This window comes from Mycolicibacterium sp. XJ1819, assembly GCF_053483675.1.
This window is the reverse complement of sequence record NZ_JBEFST010000008.1, coordinates 113734-135407: the sequence shown is the minus strand read 5'-3', so window position 1 is coordinate 135407 and position 21674 is coordinate 113734. Positions and strand designations below refer to the sequence as shown.

Sequence of the window (21674 nt, the reverse complement as noted above, 5' to 3'; positions counted from 1 at the left end):
ATAATCTACCGAAGGTGGCCGCTATGACGCCCGCCGAGATCAGCGCGATCGATGCCGCTCACCTCTGGCATCCCTACAGCACCATCGGCAGCACGAAGGACCGACAGGCGCCGGCTCCGGTGGTGGCGCTGGGCGCCCACGGCGCCTGGCTCACGCTCAGCCGCGACGGCGCCGAGATCGAGGTGCTCGACGCGATGGCGTCGTGGTGGACGGCCGTCCACGGCCACGGCCATCCGGTGCTGGACGCCGCGATCACCGATCAGCTCGCGACGATGAACCATGTGATGTTCGGCGGGCTCACCCACGAACCCGCGGCACGCCTCGCGCAGCTGCTCGTCGAACACACACCCGACGGGCTCGACACCGTGTTCTTCAGCGACTCCGGGTCGGTGTCGGTCGAGGTCGCGGTCAAGATGGCGCTGCAGTATCAGCGCAGCCTCGGCCGCGGCGCCAGGCACCGGCTGATGACCTGGCGCGGCGGCTACCACGGCGACACCTTCACCCCGATGAGCGTGTGCGACCCCGACGGCGGCATGCACGAGCTGTGGACGGATGTTCTGGCCCGTCAGGTGTTCGCCCCGCCGGTGCCGTCGTCCTACGACCCGGCCTACGTCGAGGCGTTCGAGCGACTGCTGGTCGACCACGTCGACGAGGTGGCCGCCGTCATCGTCGAACCGGTGGTGCAGGGCGCAGGCGGTATGCGGTTTCACGATCCGCGGTATCTGGTCGACCTGCGTGACATCTGCACCCGCAACGGCGTGCTGCTGATCTTCGACGAGATCGCCACCGGCTTCGGTCGCACCGGCGAGCTGTTCGCCGCCGACCACGTCGGCGTCAGCCCCGACATCATGTGCGTGGGCAAGGCGCTCACCGGCGGATACCTCACGCTGGCCGCCACGCTGTGTACGCGCGAGATCGCGGACACCATCAGCTCGCACGACCCGGGCGCGTTGATGCACGGGCCGACGTTCATGGCCAACGCGCTGGCCTGCGCGGTCTCGGTGGCCTCGGTGGAACTGTTGCTGGGCGGGGATTGGCGGGCCTCGGTGCGCACGATCGAAGCGGGCCTGCGCGACGGTCTCGCCGAGGCCGCAGCGCTGCCCGGGGTGGCCGACGTGCGGGTGCTCGGCGCGATCGGCGTCATCGAGATGGAGCAGCCCGTGGACCTGCGGGTGGCCACGCCCGTCGCGCTCGACCACGGCGTGTGGCTGCGGCCGTTTCGCAACCTCGTCTACGCGATGCCGCCCTACATCTGCACGCCCGCCGAGGTCGCCCAGATCACCTCCGGGATGGTCGCCGTCGCCCGTGCCCTGGCATAGCGCTCGCTTCTGTGTGCCGAGCGCTCACGCTGGTACGTTTTCGAGCCCCGAAACCGTACGTGGTTGCGCTCTCGCCAAGCCGGTGCCCTAACCTGAACAGTGTTCAATTGTCGGTTCATCACAGGAGGCTCCGCGTGCGCACAGGCCTGTCGCCGCTGGCGTGGCTCGACGAGGTCGAGCAGCAGCGCCGCGCGGCCGGATTGCGTCGCACGCTGCGCGCCCGACCGCCCGTTGGCGCCGAACTGGACCTGGCCTCCAACGACTATCTGGGCCTGTCGCAGCACCCGGAGGTGATCGACGCGGGGGTGGCCGCGCTGCGCACCTGGGGCGCCGGGTCCACCGGGTCCCGGTTGGTGACCGGAAACACCGAACTCCACGAGGGTTTCGAGCGTGCGCTGGCGGACTTCTTCGGCGCGCAGTCGGCGCTGGTGTTCTCGTCGGGCTACACCGCCAACCTCGGCGCGGTGGTCTCGCTCACCGGGGTCGGGGCGCTGTTGGTGTCCGATGCGCTCACCCACGCGTCTCTGGTTGACGCCTGCAGGTTGTCGCGCGCCCGGGTGGTCGTCACCCCGCACCGCGACGTCGCCGCCGTCGAGGCCGCCCTGGCCGGACGCGCCGAGGAGCGCGCCGTGGTGGTGACGGACTCGGTGTTCTCCGCCGACGGCGTGCTGGCCCCGCTGACCGATCTGCACGAGGTGTGCCGGCGGCACCGCGCGCTGCTCGTCGTCGACGAGGCACACGGGCTGGGGGTGCGGGGCGCAGGCGGACGTGGATTGGTGCACGAGGTCGGCCTGGCCGGGGCGCCCGACGTGGTGGTGACGACCACGCTGTCCAAGGCGCTGGGTAGCCAGGGCGGCGTCGTGCTCGGACCCGACGCGGTGCGCGACCACCTCGTCGACGCCGCACGGCCGTTCATCTTCGACACCGGCCTGGCGCCAGCGGCGGTCGGTTCGGCGTGGGCGGCCTTGAAGGTGTTGCTCGCCGAGCCGTGGCGCGCGCAGGCGGTGCTGGACCGCGCGAGAGAGCTCGCGTCGGTCTGTGACGCCGCCGGCCGACCGGAATCCGCGGTGGTGTCGGTGATCCTCGGCGAGCCCGAGGTCGCGCTGGCCGCCGCCGTCGGGTGCCTGGAGCGGGGGGTGCGGGTCGGCTGCTTCCGCCCGCCCACCGTCCCCGCCGGGACGTCCCGGTTGCGGTTGACCGCGCGAGCCTCCCTCTCGGACGCCGACATGGCGATGGCAGCCGAGGTGCTCACCGAAGTGGTCTCCGCCCGCGCGTGAGCGTTCTGGTCGTCACCGGGACCGACACCGGCGTCGGAAAGACGGTGGCCACCGCCGCGCTGGCCTGCCATGCGCGACTCGCGGGCGTCGACGTGGCGGTGTGCAAACCCGTGCAGACCGGGAGCCCGCAGGACGACGACCTCGCGGATGTCCGGAGGTTGTCCGGAGTCGAGGCGCTGTCCGGCGGGTGGCGCTATCCCGAGCCGTTGGCGCCGGTGGCGTCCGCACAGCGGGCCGGCCTGGCGCTGCCCACCCGAGCGGAACTGGTGGCGTCGGTGCGTGCGGTCAGCGCCGAGCTGGTGTTGGTCGAAGGCGCCGGCGGGCTGCTGGTCGACATCGGTGCAGGTGGGGCGACGCTGCGCGACGTCGCCGCCGACCTGGCGGCACCCGTGCTGGTGGTCGTCTCCGCCGGTCTGGGCACCTTGAACCACACCGCGTTGACGCTGGAATCCCTTGCTGTGCAGGGGGTTTCGTGTGCCGGGCTGGTGATCGGGGCCTGGCCGCCGGACGCCGGACCCGCAGAGGCAGGCAACCGCGAAGCATTGGCCGAGATGGCCCCGCTGCGGGCGGTGCTACCCGCCGGGGCGGGCACGATGACGGCCGCCGAGTTCGAGGCGATCAGCGCGTCGGCGTTCGAGCCGGCCTGGGTTGCCACACTGGTGTGATGGTCCACTCCGTGGAGTTGGTCTTCGACCAGGACATCGAGACGACGATCCGCGACGTGTGGGACCAGTTGCGCGACGCGGGCATTGCCGGCCAGGCGTCCGCCGGCAGACCGCACACGACGCTCACGGTGGCCGAACGCATCGACGCCGAGGTGGACGACCTGCTCGCGCCGCTGACGGCCGGGTTGCCGACGCCCGTCCGGATCGGCGCGCCGCTGTTCTTCGGCCGGGCCAAGGCGGTGCTGGCGCGGTTGGTGGTGCCGACGGCCGCACTGTTGGACCTGCACGCCGAGGTGCACCGGCTGTGCCTGCCGCATCTGCACCCCGGCCCGATGGCCACCGCGCTGCCGGGCCGGTGGACTGCCCACGTGACGCTCGCGCGACGGGTGACTCCCGCCCAGATGGGCCGCGCCGTGCGGATTGCGGGGACACCGGCGGAGATCGAGGGCGTCGTGGTCGGGCTGCGCCGCTGGGACGGCGCCACCAAACGCGAGTACCCGATCGGCTGACGCGAGATCGACGTTTCGGCGGCCGCTACTCGACCTTTTCCGCCCAAATGTCCGTTTGGGCGTTGGTGGTGATGCCGTTGACGAGCAGGTTGACGCCGAACGCGAACCTCGCTCCGGCGTCGTCGGTCAACACGCCCGGCGAGGCGATGGCGGCCCCGGCGGCGTCCCACTGCAGCCGCGACTGTTCGTCGACGGTGAAGCCCAACACGTAGTAGACGACGGTGCGGGCCGCTAGTTCGGCCTGCTCCACCGCGAGGCCGGCGTCGGCCGCCGCGCCGGCAAGCGAGGCCAGAATCCGCGTCATCGCCTGCGATTGGCCCGCGGCGAAGCTGGCCGACACCAGCTCGGCACCGTCGGTGTGCGACAGCAGGGCGTCCCGCAGCCCGGTGCACACCTCGACGATGCCCGTCGCGGCCGGCACGCCGTCGAGAATCCGGTCGGCGACCGCACCGAGCAACTCCTGCTTGTTGGCGAAATGCCAGTACAGCGCGCCGGGGGAGACCTCGAGCTCACGGGCCAGCCGCCGCATGGTCAGGTCGGCGATGCCGTAGTTGTCCAGAAGTGACGCCGCTGCGTCGACCACGTCGCGTTTGGTCAGCTGCACGCCCGTACCCTAACCTGAACACCGTTCAAGTGACGAGAGGTGAATTCGTGAGCGACATACTCGCAGAGGCGCGCGAGCAGGTACTCGAGCGCGGCGAGGGCCTCGACCAGGACCAGACGCTGCGGGTGCTGCAACTGCCCGACGACCGCCTCGACGACCTGCTCGCCCTGGCCCACGAGGTGCGGATGCGCTGGTGCGGCCCCGATGTCGAGGTCGAGGGGATCATCAGCCTCAAGACCGGCGGCTGCCCCGAGGACTGTCACTTCTGTTCGCAGTCCGGGCTTTTCGCCTCGCCGGTGCGCAGCGCATGGCTGGACGTCCCGAGCCTGGTGGAGGCGGCCAAGCAGACCGCCAAGACCGGCGCGACGGAGTTCTGCATCGTCGCCGCCGTGCGTGGGCCCGACGAGCGACTGCTGGCTCAGGTCGCGGCCGGCATCGAGGCGATCCGCAACGAGGTCGACATCCAGATCGCGTGCTCGCTGGGCATGCTCACCCAGGAGCAGGTGGACCAGCTCGCCGAGATGGGCGTGCACCGCTACAACCACAACCTGGAGACCGCCCGCTCGTTCTTCACCAACGTCGTGACCACCCACACCTGGGAAGAGCGCTGGGGCACGTTGGAGATGGTTCGCGACGCCGGCATGGAGGTCTGCTGCGGCGGCATCCTCGGTATGGGCGAAACCCTCGAGCAGCGGGCCGAATTCGCCGCCAACCTCGCCGAACTCGACCCGCACGAGGTGCCGCTGAACTTCCTCAACCCGCGGCCGGGCACACCGTTCGGTGACCTCGAGGTGCTTCCGGCCGCCGAGGCCCTCAAGGCGGTCGCCGCGTTTCGGCTGGCGTTGCCCCGCACCATGCTGCGCTTCGCCGGGGGCCGCGAGATCACGCTCGGCGATCTGGGCGCCAAGAAGGGCATCCTCGGCGGCATCAACGCCGTGATCGTCGGCAACTACCTGACCACACTGGGCCGGCCGGCCGAGTCCGACCTGGAACTGCTCGACGATCTGCAGATGCCCATCAAGGCGCTCAACGCCAGCCTGTAGAACTAACTGATGGCGTTCAACGTCTACACCGGAGAACCCGACGGCACCGCGGTGCCGACAGCGGCCCGGCTCGGTCTGGAGCCGCCGCGGTTCTGCGCTGAATGTGGACGGCGGATGGTCGTGCAAGTGCGACCCGACGGCTGGACGGCCACCTGTTCGCGGCACGGCCCGACCGACTCCCAGGATCTGGAGCAGCGATGAACGATCCGGCACCGCCCCGTGTTTCGTGTCGCCGCGCGGCGCTGACCGTTGTCGTCGCGATGACGGTCACCGGTGCGGCGATCGGGGCGCTGTGGGCGGTGGTGGCGCCGTCGATCCACGGTGTGGTCGCGCTGACCAAGGGTGGCGACCGTATCCGCGCCTACCTGGGTAACGAGGCCGACAACTTCTTCGTCGCGGCGTTCTTGATCGTGGGGATGCTGTGCGCGATGTCTGTCATCGCGGCGGTGCTGGTGTGGCAGTGGCGCGCGCACCGTGGGCCGCTGATGGCCGCCACGCTATCGGTCGGGGCGGCGGCGGCCGCGGGGGCGGCGACGGGAGTCGGTGCGCTGCTTGTCCATTGGCGCTACGGGGCGATCGACGTGGATGCCGCGCCGGTCACACCGGAGCAGCGGGTGCACTATGTGGTGGAGGCGCCGGCGGTGTTCTTCGGGGCTTCGCCGCTGCAGGCCGCGATGACGATCCTGTTTCCTGTCGCGGTGGCGGCCCTGGTCTATTCGCTGCTGGTGCTGTCCACACCACGCGATGACCTCGGCGCGTGGCCGCCGGTCGAGCGACCGGCGCTCGACCCCTCGGTCACAGCGGGGAGCGCTCTACCGTCCGCCCGGTGATGACCTTGGCGGCGATCTTGGCCAACCGCGCCATCCCGGCGTAGGTCATCGGGTTCAGCAGCGTCGGCCACGTCGTGCGCACGAGGTGCTCTGAGGTCGGCCTGCCGTCGAACCGGTCGATCAGCCAGCGCAACGCCATCGGCGCCGACATCGGGTGCAAGAGCATGTGCTCGCTGAACATGTCCCGGTGATACGTCACCGACGCGCCGCCCGACCGGTACGTCTCGGTGAGCTCGTCGATGTCGCCGACCGAGACGATGCGGTCGTGCACCGCCTGCACGATCAGCACCGGCGGGGTCGGCACCGCGGTGCCCAGCTTGATGCTGTCGAACACGTGCTTGACCTCGGGAGTGTCCAGAATCTCGTTGAGGCGCCCGTCGACCAGCTTGCCCATGTCCATCCGGATGAACCGCAGCACCGCATGCGCGGTGGTCATCTTCTCGGCGCGCAGCAGCATCGCCTTGCCCTTGTCGGTGGCGTGCTCCTGGATGATCCGGTCGAGGTCGGGATACACGTGGGACAGCGCCGCCACCACCATCGCGGGCAGCCCCGAATAGAAGCTGCCGTTGAGCCGGCGAAACGTGTGCCCGAGGTCACCGACCGGCGAGCCGAGCACTGCGCCGACCACGTTGAGTTCGGGTGCGTAGGCGGCGTGCACCTCCGCGGCCCACGCCGAGGCCAGACCGCCCCCGGAATAGCCCCACAGCCCGATCGGCGCCGATTCGGACAGGTCGAGGCGCGCACAGCTCACCGCGGCCCGAAGACCGTCGAGAATGCGGTAGCCGGGCTCGTGCGGCGTCCCCCAGTAGCCGTGCAGACCCTCGTGGTCGGGGATGGACACCGCCCACCCCTCGGCCAGGGCCGCGGCGATCAGGAAGAACTCGAATTGGGCGAGCGCGCCGGGCGCCAAGGACCTGCGGCGCAGCGCGTACGACGGGAAGCATCGCGAGGTCACCGCGTCGATCGCGCACTGATAGGACACCACCGGCGTCACGGCGCCGGGCTGCCGTTCGGCGGGCACGATCACCGTGGTGACCGAGGCCTCGGGGCGGCCGTTGAGGTCGGTGGTGCGGTAGAGCAGCTGGGTGGCCGCGAGCTTCTGCGGTATCAGGCCCAGAAACGCCAGCTCGACGTCGCGACTGCGCAGGACGGTGCCCGGCTGCGCGTGCTGGAAGCCCTCCGGCGGCTGGTAGAAGGGGTCGTCGACGGGCAGCTTCGGGCGCGAACCCCGAGCCAGCTCCTGGTGGGGTGCGTGCCCGATCCACTCGGCACCGGCGAGCGGTGCGGTGCTGCCCGAAGTCATCCGGCCATTGTTGCTTAAGAGAGCGTTAAGAATCCACTCTGCCTCACCCAGGCGGGCGCAGGGCGGCGAATTCGTCGGTCACCCGGTAGTGCGAGTCGGTGAACCGGTACTGGGCTGCGGGCCGGCCCCCGCTTCTGCCCGACCGCGCGGTGGTGCCGGTGCGGGTGATCACCTTGCGCCGTTCCAGCACGCGCTGCAGGTTCGTCGCGTCCACCTGGTGGCCGAGTGCCGCGCTGTAGATGTCGCGTAGCGACGAGATCACGAATTCAGTTGGCGCCAAGGCAAACCCGATGTTCGTGTAGGACAGCTTGGCCACCAGTCGGGTGCGCGCGTGGTCGACCATCGGGCCATGGTCGAACGCCATCGGCGGCAGATCGGTGACGGGGTGCCAGCGGGTGTCCGGCGGCAGTTCGGGGGTGGCGGGGGAGGGCACCAGGCCCAGGAAGGTCGAGGCGATGGTGCGCGGACCGGGCACCCGGTGCGGGTCGGAGAACACCGCGAGCTGCTCGAGGTGAGCAAGTTCACGCAGGTCGACCTTCTCGGCCAGTTGTCGGCGAACGGAGCTGGTCAGATCCTCTTCGTCGCCGAGTCGACCACCGGGCAGCGACCACTTTCCGGCCTCCGGTTCCAGTGCGCGCTGCCACAACAGCACGTGAAGTGCGGGTTTTCGGGAGTCGACCCCGCGAACCTGGAACACCGCGGCGAGTACCTCGTGAGCGGTGCTAATATATGCCATGTTTTCGATTATAAGTCGAAAACTCCGATACGACGGAGGAGGCGGCCATGACGGTGCTCGACCGTATGCCCGCAGACGACATGGCGAACCGGATCACCGACGGTCCGACCGGGTATTCCGGCGTCGACGGCGACGCGGAGTGGGCCGCGGAAGTCCGGCGCCTCGCCGACCTGCGCGGAGCCACAATTCTGGCGCACAACTACCAGGTTCCGGCGATTCAGGACGTGGCCGACCACGTCGGCGACTCGCTGGCGCTGTCGCGTATCGCCGCGGAGGCCACCGAGGGCACCATCGTGTTCTGCGGTGTGCACTTCATGGCCGAGACTGCGAAGATCCTGTCGCCGGACAAGACCGTGCTCATCCCGGACCAGCGGGCCGGATGCTCGCTGGCCGACTCGATCACGGCCGACGATCTACGCGCCTGGAAGGCCGAATATCCTGACGCCGTTGTGGTTTCGTATGTCAACACCACCGCGGCGGTGAAGGCGGAGACCGACATCTGCTGCACCTCGTCGAACGCCGTCGAGGTGGTGGAGTCGATACCCGCGGACCGCGACGTGCTGTTCTGCCCCGATCAGTTCCTCGGCGCCCACGTCCGGCGGGTCACCGGCAGGCAGAACCTGCACGTGTGGGCGGGCGAGTGCCACGTGCACGCCGGCATCAACGGGGACGAACTGGCCGACCAGGCCCGCACCCATCCCGACGCCGAACTGTTCGTGCACCCCGAATGCGGCTGTGCGACGTCGGCGCTCTACCTCGCGGGCGAGGGTTCCTTCCCGGCCGACCGGGTCAAGATCCTGTCCACCGGCGGCATGCTCGACGCCGCGCGTGAAACGAACGCGCGCCAGGTCCTGGTCGCCACCGAAGTCGGCATGTTGCACCAGTTGCGCCGCGCCGCACCGGAAGTCGATTTCCGTGCGGTCAACGACCGGGCCTCGTGCCGGTTCATGAAGATGATCACCCCGGCGGCCCTGCTGCGCTGCCTGGTCGAGGGCCGCGACGAGGTCGACGTCGATCCCGAGACCGCGCGAAAAGCGCGCGTCAGCGTGCAACGCATGATCGAGATCGGCACGCCCGGCGGCGGCGAATGAGCGCACCGGCGGCCTGCGGCGGTCGTGGCTACTGGCGACAGCGGGCCGACGTCGTGGTGGTCGGCACCGGAGTCGCGGGTCTGGTCGCCGCACTGGCCGCACACCGGCGCGGCCGCAAGGTCGTGGTGCTGAGCAAGGCTGCCGAAACCGCGACGTTCTATGCGCAGGGCGGTATCGCCGTCGTGCTGCCCGAGATTCTGCGGGAGGACGGGGATTCGGTCGACGCGCACGTCGCCGACACCCTGGCGGCGGGCGCCGGGCTGTGTGATCCGGACGCGGTCCGTTCGATCGTGGCCGACGGCTACCGCGCGGTGGCCGAACTGGTCGACGACGGAGCCTGTTTCGACGAGTCCGAGCCGGGGCGATGGTCGCTGACCCGCGAGGGTGGTCACTCGCGACGGCGGATCATTCACGCTGGCGGTGACGCCACCGGAGCCGAAGTGCAGCGCACGCTGGACGCCGCGGCCGCCGGCCTGGACATCCGGCGCAATCACATCGCGCTGGAAATCCTTCACGACCACGGCGCCGTCACCGGGGTGGTGGTGCTCAACGAGGACGGCCTCGGCGTGCTGCACGCGCCGTCTGTGGTGCTGGCCAGCGGTGGCCTCGGCCATCTGTACTCGGCGACCACCAACCCGGAGGGTTCCACGGGTGACGGTGTCGCGCTGGCGATGTGGGCCGGGCTACCGGTGGCCGACCTCGAGTTCATCCAGTTCCACCCGACCATGCTGTTCGACGGGCACACCGCCGGCAGGCGCCCGCTGATCACCGAGGCGGTGCGCGGCGAGGGCGCGGTGCTGGTGGACGCCCGCGGCGAGTCCGTCACCGCCGGCGTGCATCCGATGGGGGACCTGGCGCCGCGAGACGTCGTCGCCTCGGCGATCGCGGCCCGGTTGGTCGCCACCGGCGACCCCTGCGTCTACCTCGACGCCCGCCACATCCAGGGCTTCGCCGAGCGGTTTCCGACGGTCACCGCGGCGTGTCGGTCGGCCGGAATCGACCCGACACAGGAGTGGATTCCGGTGGTGCCCGGTGCGCACTACAGCTGTGGGGGCGTGGTCGCCGACGTGCACGGGCGCACTGACCTGGCGGGCCTGTTCGCGGCGGGTGAGGTCGCTCGCACGGGTATGCACGGTGCGAACCGGCTGGCGTCCAACAGCCTGCTGGAGGGTCTCGTGGTGGGGGGCCGCGCCGGGAAGGCCGCCGCGGCGCACGCATCCGAGGCCGGGCCGTCGAAAGCCCAGCTCCCCGAACCGGTTACCCGCCATGCCCTACCGCGCGCGGAACTGCAACGCGCGATGACGCGGTACGCCTCGGTGGTCCGCGACGACGACGGACTGCGCGCGCTGGCTCAGATCCTGGACGCGGCGACGCCGCGACCGCAGCTGTCGCGGGCCGACCTCGAGGACGTTGCGTTGACGACGGTCGCCGGTGCCGTGGTGGCCGCGGCGAGGGCCCGCACGGAATCTCTTGGCTGCCACCACCGTTACGTTCCCACCCTGGTGCCGGCCGCGTGCTGATGGAACTCACCGCCGACGAACTGACCGAGGCCCGCGGGGTGATCACCCGTGCGCTCGAGGAGGACCTGCGGTACGGACCCGACGTCACCACGGAGGCGACCGTGCCCGCCGACGCGCGGATGACGGCGTCGTTGGTGGCGCGCGAACCGGGCGTGATCGCGGGAACCGACCTCGCGATCCTGGTGCTCGACGAGGTGATCGGCGCCGACGATTATGTGGTCACCCGTCGCGTCGAGGACGGCGCGCGACTCGACGGCGGCGGCGTGGTGCTCACCGTCGACGCCCCCACCAGGGGGCTGCTGACAGCCGAACGCACGATGTTGAACCTGGTGTGTCATCTGTCGGGCATCGCCACCACGACCGCGCGCTGGGTGAGCGCGGTCAAGGGGACGAAGACCCAGATCCGGGACACCCGTAAGACGTTGCCCGGACTGCGGGCGCTGCAGAAGTACGCCGTGCGGGTGGGCGGCGGGGTGAACCACCGGATGGGGCTCGGCGACGCCGCGCTGATCAAGGACAACCATGTCGCCGCGGCCGGATCCGTGGTGGCGGCGCTGCGGGCGGTCCGCGCGGCCGCGCCGGGACTGCCGTGCGAGGTCGAGGTCGACTCGCTCGAGCAACTCGACGAGGTGCTTGCCGAGGACCTGGGCGATGAGGCGCTGGTGCTGCTGGACAACTTCCCGGTGTGGCAGACCCAGGTCGCGGTGCAGCGCCGCGACTCACGGTCGCCGGCGACCAGGCTGGAGTCCTCGGGCGGGCTGTCGCTGGACAGTGCCGCGGCCTACGCCGCCACCGGTGTCGACTATCTGGCCGTCGGCGCCCTGACCCACTCCGTTCGGGTGTTGGACATCGGCCTCGATGTTTAGCGCTACCATCTGCCCATGCCTGATTCTTCGCTGAGCAAACTGATCGAGGGCCACAGTGGGATATAGCGATGACGAACCGCGTCGCGTCAACGCGCTGGGCATCGTCACCCTGATCTTGTCGATCGCCGCGGTGGCGCTGGCCGGATGGACGCTGTATCGCGTCGACTTCGCCAAGGAGGACGGCTACGACGCCATCCAGCGGGCAGAGGCGAAAGTCCAGATCTGCAAGGCGATGGACGTCGTACGGCGCGGCGTGTCCCTCAACACGAACCTGGCGCCGGCGGGTGGGCCCGAAGACGTCACGGGCGCCCAGGCGGTGGCGGCCAACGCCAGGGTGTCGCTCTACGACGGCGGTCAGTACCTGCTCGCGCGGCTGGACCCCGCGACGCCCGAAGATCTCGCCAACAAAGTCGAGCAGTTCGCCAACGATCTAATGGACATCGGCGCCCACGCCACCGCGGGCGCGCCGAACGAGGAGCCCGAGCAGGCCGCCCGGTTGAAACAGGCCGACGAGACGAACAGCGCGATCACCGAGCTGTGCAAGTAGGTCGCTGAAGTCAGGACACGTCGGCGAGGAAAATCGCGACCTTCTTGGCCTGCGCCCGGGCCATGGCCGGCAGGTCCTCGCCGCCGGTGCCCGCGGGCACGATGCGCGGATTGGTCAGGTGTACCGAGCGGCGTCGGTACTGCAACTCCGCCTCGCCCGCGGCCAGCACGTTCTTCACCCAGTCGGTCTTGCCGTGGCCGAGCGCGACCGCCACGGTGTTGCCCTTCCGATAGGCGGTCACGATCGTCTCGTAGGGTTTCGAGGACTTGCGGCCGAGATGGTGGATGGTCGCGACTCCCGGCAGATACGGCGCGAACGGCTTGACCATCCGGTTGAAGTACTTGACCTGCAGGTTCTCGATCCAGGGCGGAAAAATCATCGGGATGCCGGGGGCATTGTTGGGGTGATCTTTCGCGCGCATGACCGCAACCTATCGCATTACCCGCGGAAACGTGCTGACGTGCGGCGATATCGATTTGTACCGCTCTGGGAGAATGGTTGTGTGAATCCCCCGATGGCGCGTATCGATCTGCGCGGCACCACGCTGTCCGCCGCACAATTGCGCACCGCGCTGCCGCGCGGCGGGGTGGACGTCGACGCGGTGCTGCCCGATGTCCGGCCGATCGTCGAGGCCGTGGCGGCGCATGGGGCCGAGGCCGCGCTCGACTACGGCGAATCCTTCGACGGGGTGCGCCCCGCCGCGGTCCGGGTGCCGGCCGCAGCGCTCGACGCGGCGCTGGCCGACCTCGGCGCCGACGTGCGGGCGGCCCTGGAGGTCGCGATCGCCCGCGCTCGCGCGGTGCACGCCGACCAACGCCGCACCGACACGGTCACCGAACTCGCCCCGGGCGCGACCGTCACCGAGCGGTGGGTGCCCGTGCAGCGGGTGGGGCTGTATGTGCCCGGCGGCAACGCCGTGTACCCGTCCAGTGTGGTGATGAACGTGGTGCCCGCCCAGATCGCCGGCGTGGCGTCCCTGGCGATCGCCAGCCCGCCGCAGGCCGCATTCGACGGCCTCCCGCATCCCACGATCCTGGCGGCCGCGCGACTGCTCGACGTCGACGAGGTGTGGGCGGTCGGCGGCGCACAGTCGATCGCGCTGCTGGCCTACGGCGGAACCGACACCGACAGCACTGAACTGGTTCCGGTCGACATGATCACCGGCCCCGGCAACATCTACGTCACCGCTGCCAAGCGGATCTGCCGTTCCCAGGTCGGTATCGACGCCGAGGCCGGCCCCACCGAGATCGCGATCCTCGCCGACCACACCGCCGACCCCGCGCACGTCGCCGCCGACCTGATCAGCCAGGCCGAGCACGACGAGATGGCGGCCAGCGTGCTGGTCACCGACAGCACGACGCTGGCCGACGCCGTCGACCGCGAGCTCGCCGGGCAACTGCAGACCACCGTGCACCGGCAACGGGTGACCGCGGCGCTGACCGGCCCGCAGTCGGCGATCGTGCTCGTCGACGACATCGACGCGGGCGTCCGCACGGTGAACGCCTACGCCGCCGAGCACCTCGAGATCCAGACCGCCGACGCCCGTGGTGTCGCTGACCGAATCCGTTCGGCGGGAGCGATATTCGTCGGCCCGTACTCGCCGGTGAGCCTTGGCGACTACTGCGCCGGCTCCAATCACGTGCTGCCCACCGCCGGATGCGCGCGGCACTCCAGCGGGCTGTCGGTGCAGACCTTCCTGCGCGGCATCCACGTCGTCGACTACGACGAATCTGCGCTCAAAGACGTGTCCGGTCATGTGATCACCCTCGCCGAGGCCGAGAACCTGCCCTCGCACGGTGAGGCGGTTCGGCGGAGGTTCGAGCGGTGAGCATCGGCAAGAACATCTCGCTGGCCGACCTGCCGCTGCGCGACGACCTGCGGGGCAAATCCCCCTACGGCGCGCCGCAGTTGCAGGTTCCGGTGCGGCTCAACACCAACGAGAACCCGCACCCGCCGACGAAGGCACTAGTCGACGACGTGGCTGCCTCGGTGCTCGCGGTGGCGGGCGAACTGCACCGCTACCCCGACCGCGACGCGGTGGCGCTGCGCACCGACTTGGCGACCTACCTCAGCGCGCAGACGGGTGCCGGCCTCGACGTGGACAACCTCTGGGCCGCCAACGGCTCCAACGAGATCCTGCAGCAACTGCTGCAGGCGTTCGGCGGGCCGGGGCGCAGCGCGATCGGTTTCGTGCCGTCGTACTCGATGCACCCCATCATCGCCGACGGCACCCAGACGACGTGGCTGGTGGCCAACCGGGCCGACGATTTCAGCCTGGACGTCGAAGTGGCGGTGCGGGCCATCGGCGAACACCGCCCGGACGTGGTGTTCCTGGCCAGTCCCAACAACCCGTCGGGCCAGAGCGTTTCGCTCGACGAGCTGCGCCTGCTGCTCGACGCGATGCAGACCGGGGTGTTGATCGTCGACGAGGCCTACGGCGAATTCTCCTCTCAGCCCAGCGCGGTGCACCTCATCGCGGAGCATCCGACCAAGCTCGTCGTCACCCGGACCATGAGCAAGGCGTTCGCGTTCGCGGGCGGCCGGCTCGGCTACCTGATCGCCGCGCCGGCGGTGATCGACGCGATGCTGCTGGTGCGGCTGCCCTATCACCTGTCCTCGCTGACACAGGCCGCCGCCAGGGCGGCGCTGCGCCACGCCGACGACACGCTGGGAAGCGTCGCGACGCTGATCTCCGAGCGCGAGCGGGTCACCGAAGCGTTGGCGGGCATGGGCTTTCGAGTCATTCCCAGCGACGCCAACTTCGTGCTGTTCGGTGAGTTCGCCGACGCGCCGGCCACCTGGCAGCGCTACCTCGACGACGGCATCCTGATCCGGGACGTCGGCATCCCCGGATATCTACGGGCCACCACCGGACTGGCCGAGGAGAACGACGCGCTGCTGGCGGCCAGCGAGCGCCTGGCCGCCACCGAACTTCAATCTGCCGCGCACGTGAGGAGCGGATCGACGATATGAGCACAGCAATTACGCCCCGCAGGGCCCGGATCGAGCGCACCACAAAGGAGTCCGACATCGCCGTCGAACTCGACCTCGACGGCAGCGGAGTCGTCAGCGTCGAAACTGGTGTGCCGTTCTACGACCACATGCTCACCTCGCTGGGCACCCACGCCAGCTTCGACCTGACGGTGCGCGCCAAGGGCGACGTCGACATCGAAGGCCACCACACCATCGAGGACACCGCGATCGTGTTCGGTCAGGCGCTGGGGCAGGCGCTGGGCGACAAGAAGGGCATCCGCCGCTTCGGTGACGCGTGGATCCCGATGGACGAGACCCTCGCCCATGCCGCCGTCGACGTGTCGGGGCGGGCCTACTGCGTGCACACCGGAGAACCCGAGCACATGCTGCACACCACCATCGCCGGCAGCGAGGTGCCCTACCACACGGTGATCAACCGGCACGTGTTCGAGACCATCGCGATGAACGCGCGCATCGCGCTGCACGTGCGCACCCTGTACGGACGCGATCCGCATCACATCACCGAGGCGCAGTACAAGGCCGTGGCCCGTGCGCTGCGCCAGGCCGTCGAGTACGACCCGCGCGTCACCGGCGTGCCGTCCACGAAAGGCTCGCTGTGACACGTCGAGTCGTCATCCTCGACTACGGCTCGGGCAATCTGCGATCGGCACAGCGCGCACTGCAACGAGTCGGCGCGGACGTGGAGGTGACCTCCGACCCCGACGCCGCCCGCAACGCCGACGGTCTGGTGGTGCCCGGGGTGGGCGCGTTCGAGGCCTGCATGGCCGGGCTGCGCAAGGTCGGCGGCGACGCGATCATCGCCGACCGGGTGGCGGCGGGTCGTCCCGTCCTCGGCGTCTGCGTCGGCATGCAGATCCTGTTCAGCCGCGGCGTGGAGTTCGGTGTGGAGACCGACGGCTGCGGTCAGTGGCCGGGGTCGGTGATCCGGTTGGACGCGCCGGTGATACCGCACATGGGGTGGAACGTCGTCGACCCGCCGACCGGCACCCGCCTGTTCGCCGGTGTGGACCCCGCGACGCGGTTCTACTTCGTGCACTCCTATGCCGCCCAGCAGTGGGAGGGCAGCCCCGAGGCGTCGCTGACCTGGGCCACCCACCACGTGCCGTTCCTGGCCGCGGTCGAGGACGGTGCGCTGGCCGCCACGCAGTTCCATCCGGAGAAGAGCGGCGACGCGGGCGCCGCGCTTTTGGGCAATTGGGTCGGGGAGATCTAGGTTGAGCAGCGTGTCTCTCATTCTTCTGCCCGCTGTCGACGTGGTGCAGGGCCGGGCGGTGCGCCTGGTCCAGGGCCAGGCCGGCAGCGAGACCGAGTACGGTTCGGCGCTTGACGCCGCGATGACCTGGCAGCGCGACGGCGCCGAGTGGATCCACCTGGTGGACCTCGACGCCGCGTTCGGCCGGGGCAGCAACCGGGAACTGCTCGCCGAGGTGGTCGGCAAACTCGACGTCGCCGTGGAACTGTCCGGCGGGATCCGCGACGACGAGTCGCTGAGCGCCGCGCTGGCCACCGGTTGCGCGCGGGTGAATCTGGGCACCGCGGCGCTGGAAAACCCGCAGTGGTGCGCCAAGGTCGTCGCCGAACACGGCGACCGGGTGGCCGTCGGGTTGGACGTCAAGATCGTCGACGGCGACCACCGGCTGCGGGGCCGCGGGTGGGAGACCGACGGCGGGGACCTGTGGGAGGTGCTCGAACGCCTTGACCGCGAAGGTTGTTCCCGTTTCGTGGTCACCGACGTCACCAAGGACGGCACCCTCAACGGGCCGAATCTCGAATTGCTGACCGATGTCACGGAGCGCACCGACGCGCCGGTGATCGCCTCGGGTGGCGTGTCCAGCCTCGACGACCTGCGGGCCATCGCCACGCTGACCGATCGCGGCGTGGAGGGGGCGATCGTGGGAAAGGCGTTGTACGCCGGGCGTTTCACGCTGCCCGAAGCGCTGTCCGCGGTCAGGCAGTAGGGCGGCGATGGCGCTGGACGGTACGGACCTCGATGCGCTGGTCGCCGAGGCCGCCGCGATTCTGGACGAGGCGGTCAAGCCGTTCATCGAAGGGCACCGGGCCGAGTCCGCGGTGCAGAAGAAGGGCAACGACTTCGCCACCGAGGTGGACCTGGCCATCGAACGGCAGGTGACCGAGGCGCTGACGAACCGCACCGGCATCGGGGTGCACGGCGAGGAATACGGCGGCGCGGACCTCGAGTCGCCGCTGGTGTGGGTGCTCGACCCGATCGACGGCACGTTCAACTACGCGGCCGGCTCACCGATGGCGGCCATCCTGCTCGGCCTGCTGCGCGACGGCGAACCCGTCGCGGGCCTGACCTGGGTGCCGTTCACCGGGGACCGCTACACCGGTGTGGTCGGTGAACCGTTGCGCCACAACGGTGTCGAACAGCCCCCGCTGCAGTCCGGACGGCTGGCCGACTCCATCGTCGGCGTCGGCACATTCAACGTCGACTCGCGTGGCCGGGTGCCCGGCCGTTACCGGCTGGCGGTCGTCGAGAACCTGAGCCGAAAGTGCTCGCGGATGCGCATGCACGGCGCGACCGGCATCGACCTCGCGTACACCGCGGCCGGGATCCTGGGCGGCGCCATCAGTTTCAGCGGCCACGTGTGGGATCACGCGGCCGGGCTGGCGTTGGTGCGCGCGGCAGGTGGTGCCGTCACCGACCTCACCGGCGCCGACTGGACGGTGCAGTCGCCGTCGGTGTTGGTGGGCGACCCCGGCACGCACGCCGAACTTCTGGACCTTCTGCATTCCGTCGGCTCCCCGGAGGATTTCTGAGTTGAACCCGAAGGATCTCGCGGTCCGGGTCATCCCGTGCCTGGACGTCGACGACGGCCGAGTGGTCAAGGGGGTCAATTTCGAGAACCTCCGCGACGCAGGCGATCCCGTCGAACTCGCCGCGGTCTACGACGCCGAGGGCGCCGACGAACTCACGTTCCTCGACGTGACCGCGTCGTCGTCAGGCCGGGCCACCATGCTCGAGGTCGTCAAGCGGACCGCCGAACAGGTCTTCATCCCGTTGACCGTCGGCGGCGGTGTGCGGTCGGTGGCCGACGTGGACGCCCTGCTGCGGGCCGGTGCCGACAAGGTCTCGGTGAACACCGCGGCTATCGCACGTCCGGAACTGCTCTCGGAGTTGTCGCGCCAGTTCGGGTCGCAGTGCATCGTGTTGTCGGTCGACGCCCGCACCGTCCCCGCGGGTCAGGAACCGACACCGTCGGGTTGGGAGGTCACCACCCACGGCGGACGCCGGGGGACCGGTATCGACGCCGTCGAATGGGCCGTGCGCGGAGCAGAACTCGGCGTCGGCGAGATCCTGCTGAACTCGATGGACTGCGACGGCACCAAGGCCGGTTTCGACCTGCCGATGATCGCGGCGGTCCGCGGCGCGGTGAACGTGCCGGTGATCGCCAGCGGCGGCGCGGGGGCGGTCGAGCATTTCGCGCCCGCGGTGGCCGCAGGCGCCGACGCCGTGCTGGCCGCCAGCGTCTTTCACTTCCGGGAGCTGACCATCGCCGAAGTCAAGGCGGCGATGGCGGCGGAGGGGATTGTGGTGCGGTGACTTTGGATCCAGCCATCGCCTCGCGGCTCAAACGCGACGCCAACGGGTTGTTCACCGCGGTGGTGCAGGAGCGCGGCACCGGTCAGGTGCTGATGGTGGCGTGGATGGACGACGACGCGTTGGCCAGAACGCTGGAAACCCGTGAGGCGACCTACTATTCACGCTCGCGGGGTGAGCAGTGGATCAAGGGCGCGACGTCGGGTCACACCCAGCATGTGCATTCGGTGCGGCTGGACTGCGACGGCGACACCGTACTGCTGGAGGTCGACCAGGTCGGCGCGGCCTGCCACACCGGTGAGCACTCCTGCTTTGACGCCGATGTTCTGTTGGCGCCCGAGAGCTAGCGGCACCGCTCAGGAACCGGCGGGTACGCCCAACGCCAACACTGCGACGTCGTCCTCGACGCCGGATCCCAGGCTGTCGAGCAGTCCGCGGATGGCGCCGACGATCGCTGCGGGCCCGCTCGACGCGTGTGCCGCCGCGAACTCCACCAGGGCGTCGTCGCCGTAGCGTTCGGTGCCGACGCCGGTGCGGGCCTCGGTCAGACCGTCGGTGTAGAAGACCAGCGTGTCGCCGGGCATCAGCGAGAGCGTGGTCGACACGAACCGCGGTTGCGAGGTGAGGCCGACCGCTTGACCGCCCACCGTGTCGACATAACGCGCGGTCCCGTCACCGGTCAGCAGCAGCGGCGGCTGATGTCCGCCGCTGGCCAGTTGTACGTCGAACCCGTGCTGGCTGCTGGTGAGGATGCCGAAGATGACCGTGCAGAACCGCATCGCGGCACTGTGCACCTCCTGGTGGAAGACCGCGTCCAGGTTGGCCAGCACGGCGACCGGGTCGTCGTCGATGACCGAGGCGGCACGCAGCGTGTAGCGCGTCAACGAGGTCAGCGCCGCGGCGTTGGCGCCCTTGCCGCACACGTCGCCGATGAAAAAACCCGACCGGCGCGGCGACAGCGGGAAAAGATCGTAGAAGTCGCCACCCACCTCGTCGGCCGAAGCGGGATGGAAGTAGGCGTGCGCCACCAGCCCAGGGGGAGGCGACAGCGACGGTGGCAGCAGTGAGCGCTGCAATGTCCGCGCCAGCACCTGCACCCGGGTGTGTTCACGCTCGGCTTCCCGTCGCGCCTCGAGCAATTCGCGCTCGTAGGAGCGCCGATCGCTGGCGTCCTGAAAGATCATCCGGATCAGGGTGGGCCGGCCGTCGTCATCGGTCCCCACGTTGGCGGTGACGAAGGCGGGCAGCCGAGAGCCATCGGCGGTCTTCAAATCGACTGCCACCCCGGATAACTCGCCGTGCAGTTGCAGCAGGGGACCGAAGTGGGTTTCATAGTGGATGCGTCCGCCGACCGACATCAGGTCGGTGAACAGTCGGCCGGTCAGCGCGTCTGCTCGGTAACCCAGCCAGTCGGCCAGCGTCCGATTCACCGTGATGATGCGTCGGTCCACCGCCGCGGCGAGATATCCGCACGGGGCGTTCTCGAAGAGGTCTTCGACGCTCACTTGGACGCGGCGAAGGTCGCGATCGCGGTGGCGGTGGCCTGCGGTGCGCTCAGGTGCGGGCAGTGTCCGACGGTGTCCAGCGTCACCAATTCGCTGCCGTCGATGTGACGGTGGACGTAGGCGCCCACCTCGCGCGGGGCGATGGCGTCCTGGCTGGCCTCGATCACCAGCGTCGGGACCGACACGCGCGGCAGGTCGGCACGGTTGTCGGACAGGAAGGTCGCGCGCGCGAACGCGGCCGCGCACTCCGGGTCGGTGCGGCAGAAGCTGTCGGTGAGTTCGTCGGAGAGTTCGGGCTGTTCGGGGGCGCCCATGATCACCGGCGCCATCGAACGCGACCAGCCCAGGTAGTTGCTCTCCAGGGACTCCAGCAGGTCGTCGATGTCGGCGCGGGAGAACCCGCCACGGTAGCCGTCGTCGTCGATGTAGCACGGCGACGGCGTCAGCAACACCAGCTTGGCGAACCTAGCGGGGTCGGTCGTCACCGCCAGCACGCCGATCATCGCGGCCACGGAGTGCCCGACGAACGTCACATCGCGCAGGTCGAGTTCATCGACGATGTCGAGCACGTCGTCGGCGTAGGCCTGCAGTGACGAATACCGCTGCGCGTCCCACGCGGTCGGGTCGGCGCCACCCGACCCGACGTGGTCGAACAGCACCACCCGAAACGTCGGCGACAGCTGCGGGCACACCCGACGCCACAGATTTTGATCGCACCCGAATCCGTGGGAGAGCATGACCGTCGGGCCGTTGTCGGCCCCGACGATCCTGACGTTGTTTCTCGTCCGAACGTCTGTCAAGCCGACTGCCTCCCGCGCAGTGCGTCGAGGGCCTTGTCGGCGTGGGTGTCCATGTTGATCTCACTGGCGATGACGTCCAGCACGGTGCGGTCTGTGTCGATGACGAATGTCGTCCTCTTCACCGGCATGAACTTGCCGAGCAGCCCCCGCTTGACCCCGAACTGTTCGGCCACCCTGCCGTCGGCGTCGGACAGCAGCGGATAGTCGAAACTCTGCTTGTCGGCGAACTGAGCCTGCTTTTCGACCGGATCCGTGCTGATGCCGACGCGGCACGCGCCGACCGCGGCGAATTCGGCTGCCAGATCGCGGAAGTGGCAGGCCTCCTTCGTGCAGCCCGGTGTCATCGCGGCAGGGTAGAAGAACAGCACGATCGGCCCGTCGGCGAGCAAGTCGCCGAGGCGCCGCATCGTGCCCGTCTGGTCCGGCAGTTCGAACTCGGGAACCTGGTCGCCGCGTTTCATGGCTGCCACGCTACGCGGTGGTGCGCGGCCGTCTGGGAGAAT

Annotated in this window: 26 protein-coding genes; 19 read left to right on the top strand and 7 right to left on the bottom strand. The window is 69.7% G+C overall.

Features of this window, described 5'->3' with window-relative positions:
- Positions 1-14: 14 nt before the first annotated feature.
- The 4 genes from ABQE89_RS10675 to ABQE89_RS10660 all read left to right on the top strand — a co-directional run bounded on the left by ABQE89_RS10675 (position 15) and on the right by ABQE89_RS10660 (position 3770).
- Positions 15-1319, top strand: coding sequence for an adenosylmethionine--8-amino-7-oxononanoate transaminase (locus tag ABQE89_RS10675; RefSeq protein ID WP_448416295.1), 1305 nt, complete (start codon positions 15-17; stop codon positions 1317-1319).
- 134 nt (positions 1320-1453) lie between these two features.
- Positions 1454-2596: an 8-amino-7-oxononanoate synthase gene (locus tag ABQE89_RS10670; RefSeq protein WP_448416294.1), complete on the top strand. Its 1143-nt coding sequence runs from the start codon at positions 1454-1456 to the stop codon at positions 2594-2596.
- Positions 2593-3261, top strand: a complete 669-nt coding sequence (bioD, locus tag ABQE89_RS10665) for a dethiobiotin synthase (protein ID WP_448416293.1) — start codon at positions 2593-2595, stop codon at positions 3259-3261. The genes ABQE89_RS10670 and bioD overlap by 4 nt, the downstream gene beginning before the upstream one ends.
- A complete protein-coding gene (locus tag ABQE89_RS10660) occupies positions 3261-3770 on the top strand; it encodes a 2'-5' RNA ligase family protein (RefSeq protein WP_448416292.1) in 510 nt (169 codons plus the stop codon). Before bioD ends, ABQE89_RS10660 begins: the two co-directional genes overlap by 1 nt.
- 25 nt (positions 3771-3795) lie before the next feature.
- On the opposite strand, the gene ABQE89_RS10655 is transcribed toward ABQE89_RS10660, so the two are convergent.
- Entirely contained in the window at positions 3796-4374 is a 579-nt protein-coding gene (locus tag ABQE89_RS10655; protein WP_448416291.1) for a TetR family transcriptional regulator, read from the bottom strand.
- Positions 4375-4421: 47 nt separating this feature from the next.
- On the opposite strand from ABQE89_RS10655, the gene bioB reads away from it, so the two are divergent.
- The 3 genes from bioB to ABQE89_RS10640 are packed head-to-tail and all read left to right on the top strand — an operon-like array spanning position 4422 to position 6247.
- Positions 4422-5417, top strand: a complete 996-nt coding sequence (gene bioB / locus ABQE89_RS10650; RefSeq protein ID WP_448416290.1) for a biotin synthase BioB — start codon at positions 4422-4424, stop codon at positions 5415-5417.
- Between the two features lie 9 nt (positions 5418-5426).
- Positions 5427-5618 carry a biotin synthase auxiliary protein BsaP gene (gene bsaP, locus ABQE89_RS10645; protein ID WP_448416289.1) on the top strand — a complete coding sequence of 64 codons (192 nt, stop codon included), beginning with the start codon at positions 5427-5429 and terminating at the stop codon, positions 5616-5618.
- Complete coding sequence (locus ABQE89_RS10640) at positions 5615-6247, top strand: DUF2567 domain-containing protein (RefSeq protein WP_448416288.1); 633 nt, start codon at positions 5615-5617, stop codon at positions 6245-6247. The genes bsaP and ABQE89_RS10640 overlap by 4 nt, the downstream gene beginning before the upstream one ends.
- On the opposite strand, the gene ABQE89_RS10635 is transcribed toward ABQE89_RS10640, so the two are convergent.
- Both ABQE89_RS10635 and ABQE89_RS10630 read right to left on the bottom strand, forming a co-directional pair.
- On the bottom strand, positions 6213-7550 hold the full coding sequence (locus ABQE89_RS10635; protein WP_448416287.1) for a lipase family protein: 1338 nt from the start codon (positions 7548-7550) through the stop codon (positions 6213-6215). The genes ABQE89_RS10640 and ABQE89_RS10635 overlap by 35 nt on opposite strands.
- Positions 7551-7593: 43 nt before the next feature.
- Complete coding sequence (locus ABQE89_RS10630) at positions 7594-8286, bottom strand: NUDIX hydrolase (protein WP_448416286.1); 693 nt, start codon at positions 8284-8286, stop codon at positions 7594-7596.
- Positions 8287-8333: 47 nt separating this feature from the next.
- Between ABQE89_RS10630 and nadA the strand changes: the two genes are divergently transcribed.
- From nadA to ABQE89_RS10610, 4 genes are read left to right on the top strand one after another with little or no spacing between them, the layout of a single operon-like run.
- Positions 8334-9377 carry a quinolinate synthase NadA gene (gene nadA / locus ABQE89_RS10625; protein WP_448416285.1) on the top strand — a complete coding sequence of 348 codons (1044 nt, stop codon included), beginning with the start codon at positions 8334-8336 and terminating at the stop codon, positions 9375-9377.
- The gene (locus tag ABQE89_RS10620) at positions 9374-10897 is read left to right on the top strand and encodes an L-aspartate oxidase (protein WP_448416284.1); all 1524 of its coding nucleotides are present in this window, start codon (positions 9374-9376) and stop codon (positions 10895-10897) included. The genes nadA and ABQE89_RS10620 overlap by 4 nt, the downstream gene beginning before the upstream one ends.
- The gene (gene nadC / locus ABQE89_RS10615) at positions 10897-11763 is read left to right on the top strand and encodes a carboxylating nicotinate-nucleotide diphosphorylase (RefSeq protein ID WP_448416384.1); all 867 of its coding nucleotides are present in this window, start codon (positions 10897-10899) and stop codon (positions 11761-11763) included. Before ABQE89_RS10620 ends, nadC begins: the two co-directional genes overlap by 1 nt.
- A 55-nt stretch (positions 11764-11818) precedes the next feature.
- The gene (locus ABQE89_RS10610; protein WP_448416283.1) at positions 11819-12310 is read left to right on the top strand and encodes a hypothetical protein; all 492 of its coding nucleotides are present in this window, start codon (positions 11819-11821) and stop codon (positions 12308-12310) included.
- A 10-nt stretch (positions 12311-12320) separates the two neighbouring features.
- Here the strand turns inward: ABQE89_RS10610 and ABQE89_RS10605 are convergent, their stop codons facing one another.
- Positions 12321-12731 (bottom strand): nitroreductase family deazaflavin-dependent oxidoreductase, encoded by a 411-nt coding sequence (locus ABQE89_RS10605; protein WP_448416282.1) that lies wholly within the window; start codon positions 12729-12731, stop codon positions 12321-12323.
- 93 nt (positions 12732-12824) lie between these two features.
- Between ABQE89_RS10605 and hisD the strand changes: the two genes are divergently transcribed.
- Genes hisD through hisI form a run of 8 tightly spaced genes read left to right on the top strand, consistent with a single transcriptional unit; the run spans position 12825 to position 19213 of the window.
- Entirely contained in the window at positions 12825-14138 is a 1314-nt protein-coding gene (hisD, locus tag ABQE89_RS10600) for a histidinol dehydrogenase (RefSeq protein ID WP_448416383.1), read from the top strand.
- Entirely contained in the window at positions 14135-15283 is a 1149-nt protein-coding gene (locus tag ABQE89_RS10595; protein WP_448416281.1) for a histidinol-phosphate transaminase, read from the top strand. Before hisD ends, ABQE89_RS10595 begins: the two co-directional genes overlap by 4 nt.
- Entirely contained in the window at positions 15280-15903 is a 624-nt protein-coding gene (hisB, locus tag ABQE89_RS10590; RefSeq protein WP_448416280.1) for an imidazoleglycerol-phosphate dehydratase HisB, read from the top strand. The genes ABQE89_RS10595 and hisB overlap by 4 nt, the downstream gene beginning before the upstream one ends.
- On the top strand, positions 15900-16517 hold the full coding sequence (hisH, locus tag ABQE89_RS10585; RefSeq protein WP_448416279.1) for an imidazole glycerol phosphate synthase subunit HisH: 618 nt from the start codon (positions 15900-15902) through the stop codon (positions 16515-16517). Before hisB ends, hisH begins: the two co-directional genes overlap by 4 nt.
- A 10-nt stretch (positions 16518-16527) precedes the next feature.
- The gene (priA, locus tag ABQE89_RS10580) at positions 16528-17262 is read left to right on the top strand and encodes a bifunctional 1-(5-phosphoribosyl)-5-((5-phosphoribosylamino)methylideneamino)imidazole-4-carboxamide isomerase/phosphoribosylanthranilate isomerase PriA (RefSeq protein WP_448416278.1); all 735 of its coding nucleotides are present in this window, start codon (positions 16528-16530) and stop codon (positions 17260-17262) included.
- Positions 17263-17269: 7 nt separating this feature from the next.
- Positions 17270-18085: an inositol monophosphatase family protein gene (locus ABQE89_RS10575; RefSeq protein WP_448416277.1), complete on the top strand. Its 816-nt coding sequence runs from the start codon at positions 17270-17272 to the stop codon at positions 18083-18085.
- Between the two features lies 1 nt (position 18086).
- A complete protein-coding gene (gene hisF, locus ABQE89_RS10570; protein WP_448416276.1) occupies positions 18087-18869 on the top strand; it encodes an imidazole glycerol phosphate synthase subunit HisF in 783 nt (260 codons plus the stop codon).
- Positions 18866-19213: a phosphoribosyl-AMP cyclohydrolase gene (gene hisI, locus ABQE89_RS10565; RefSeq protein ID WP_448416275.1), complete on the top strand. Its 348-nt coding sequence runs from the start codon at positions 18866-18868 to the stop codon at positions 19211-19213. The genes hisF and hisI overlap by 4 nt, the downstream gene beginning before the upstream one ends.
- Before the next feature lie 9 nt (positions 19214-19222).
- Here the strand turns inward: hisI and ABQE89_RS10560 are convergent, their stop codons facing one another.
- The 3 genes from ABQE89_RS10560 to ABQE89_RS10550 are packed head-to-tail and all read right to left on the bottom strand — an operon-like array spanning position 19223 to position 21632.
- Positions 19223-20371, bottom strand: a complete 1149-nt coding sequence (locus ABQE89_RS10560; protein ID WP_448416274.1) for a PP2C family protein-serine/threonine phosphatase — start codon at positions 20369-20371, stop codon at positions 19223-19225.
- Positions 20368-21108 (bottom strand): alpha/beta fold hydrolase, encoded by a 741-nt coding sequence (locus tag ABQE89_RS10555; RefSeq protein ID WP_448416382.1) that lies wholly within the window; start codon positions 21106-21108, stop codon positions 20368-20370. The genes ABQE89_RS10560 and ABQE89_RS10555 overlap by 4 nt, the downstream gene beginning before the upstream one ends.
- Before the next feature lie 59 nt (positions 21109-21167).
- Positions 21168-21632, bottom strand: a complete 465-nt coding sequence (locus ABQE89_RS10550; RefSeq protein ID WP_448416273.1) for a peroxiredoxin — start codon at positions 21630-21632, stop codon at positions 21168-21170.
- Positions 21633-21674 lie beyond the last annotated feature (42 nt).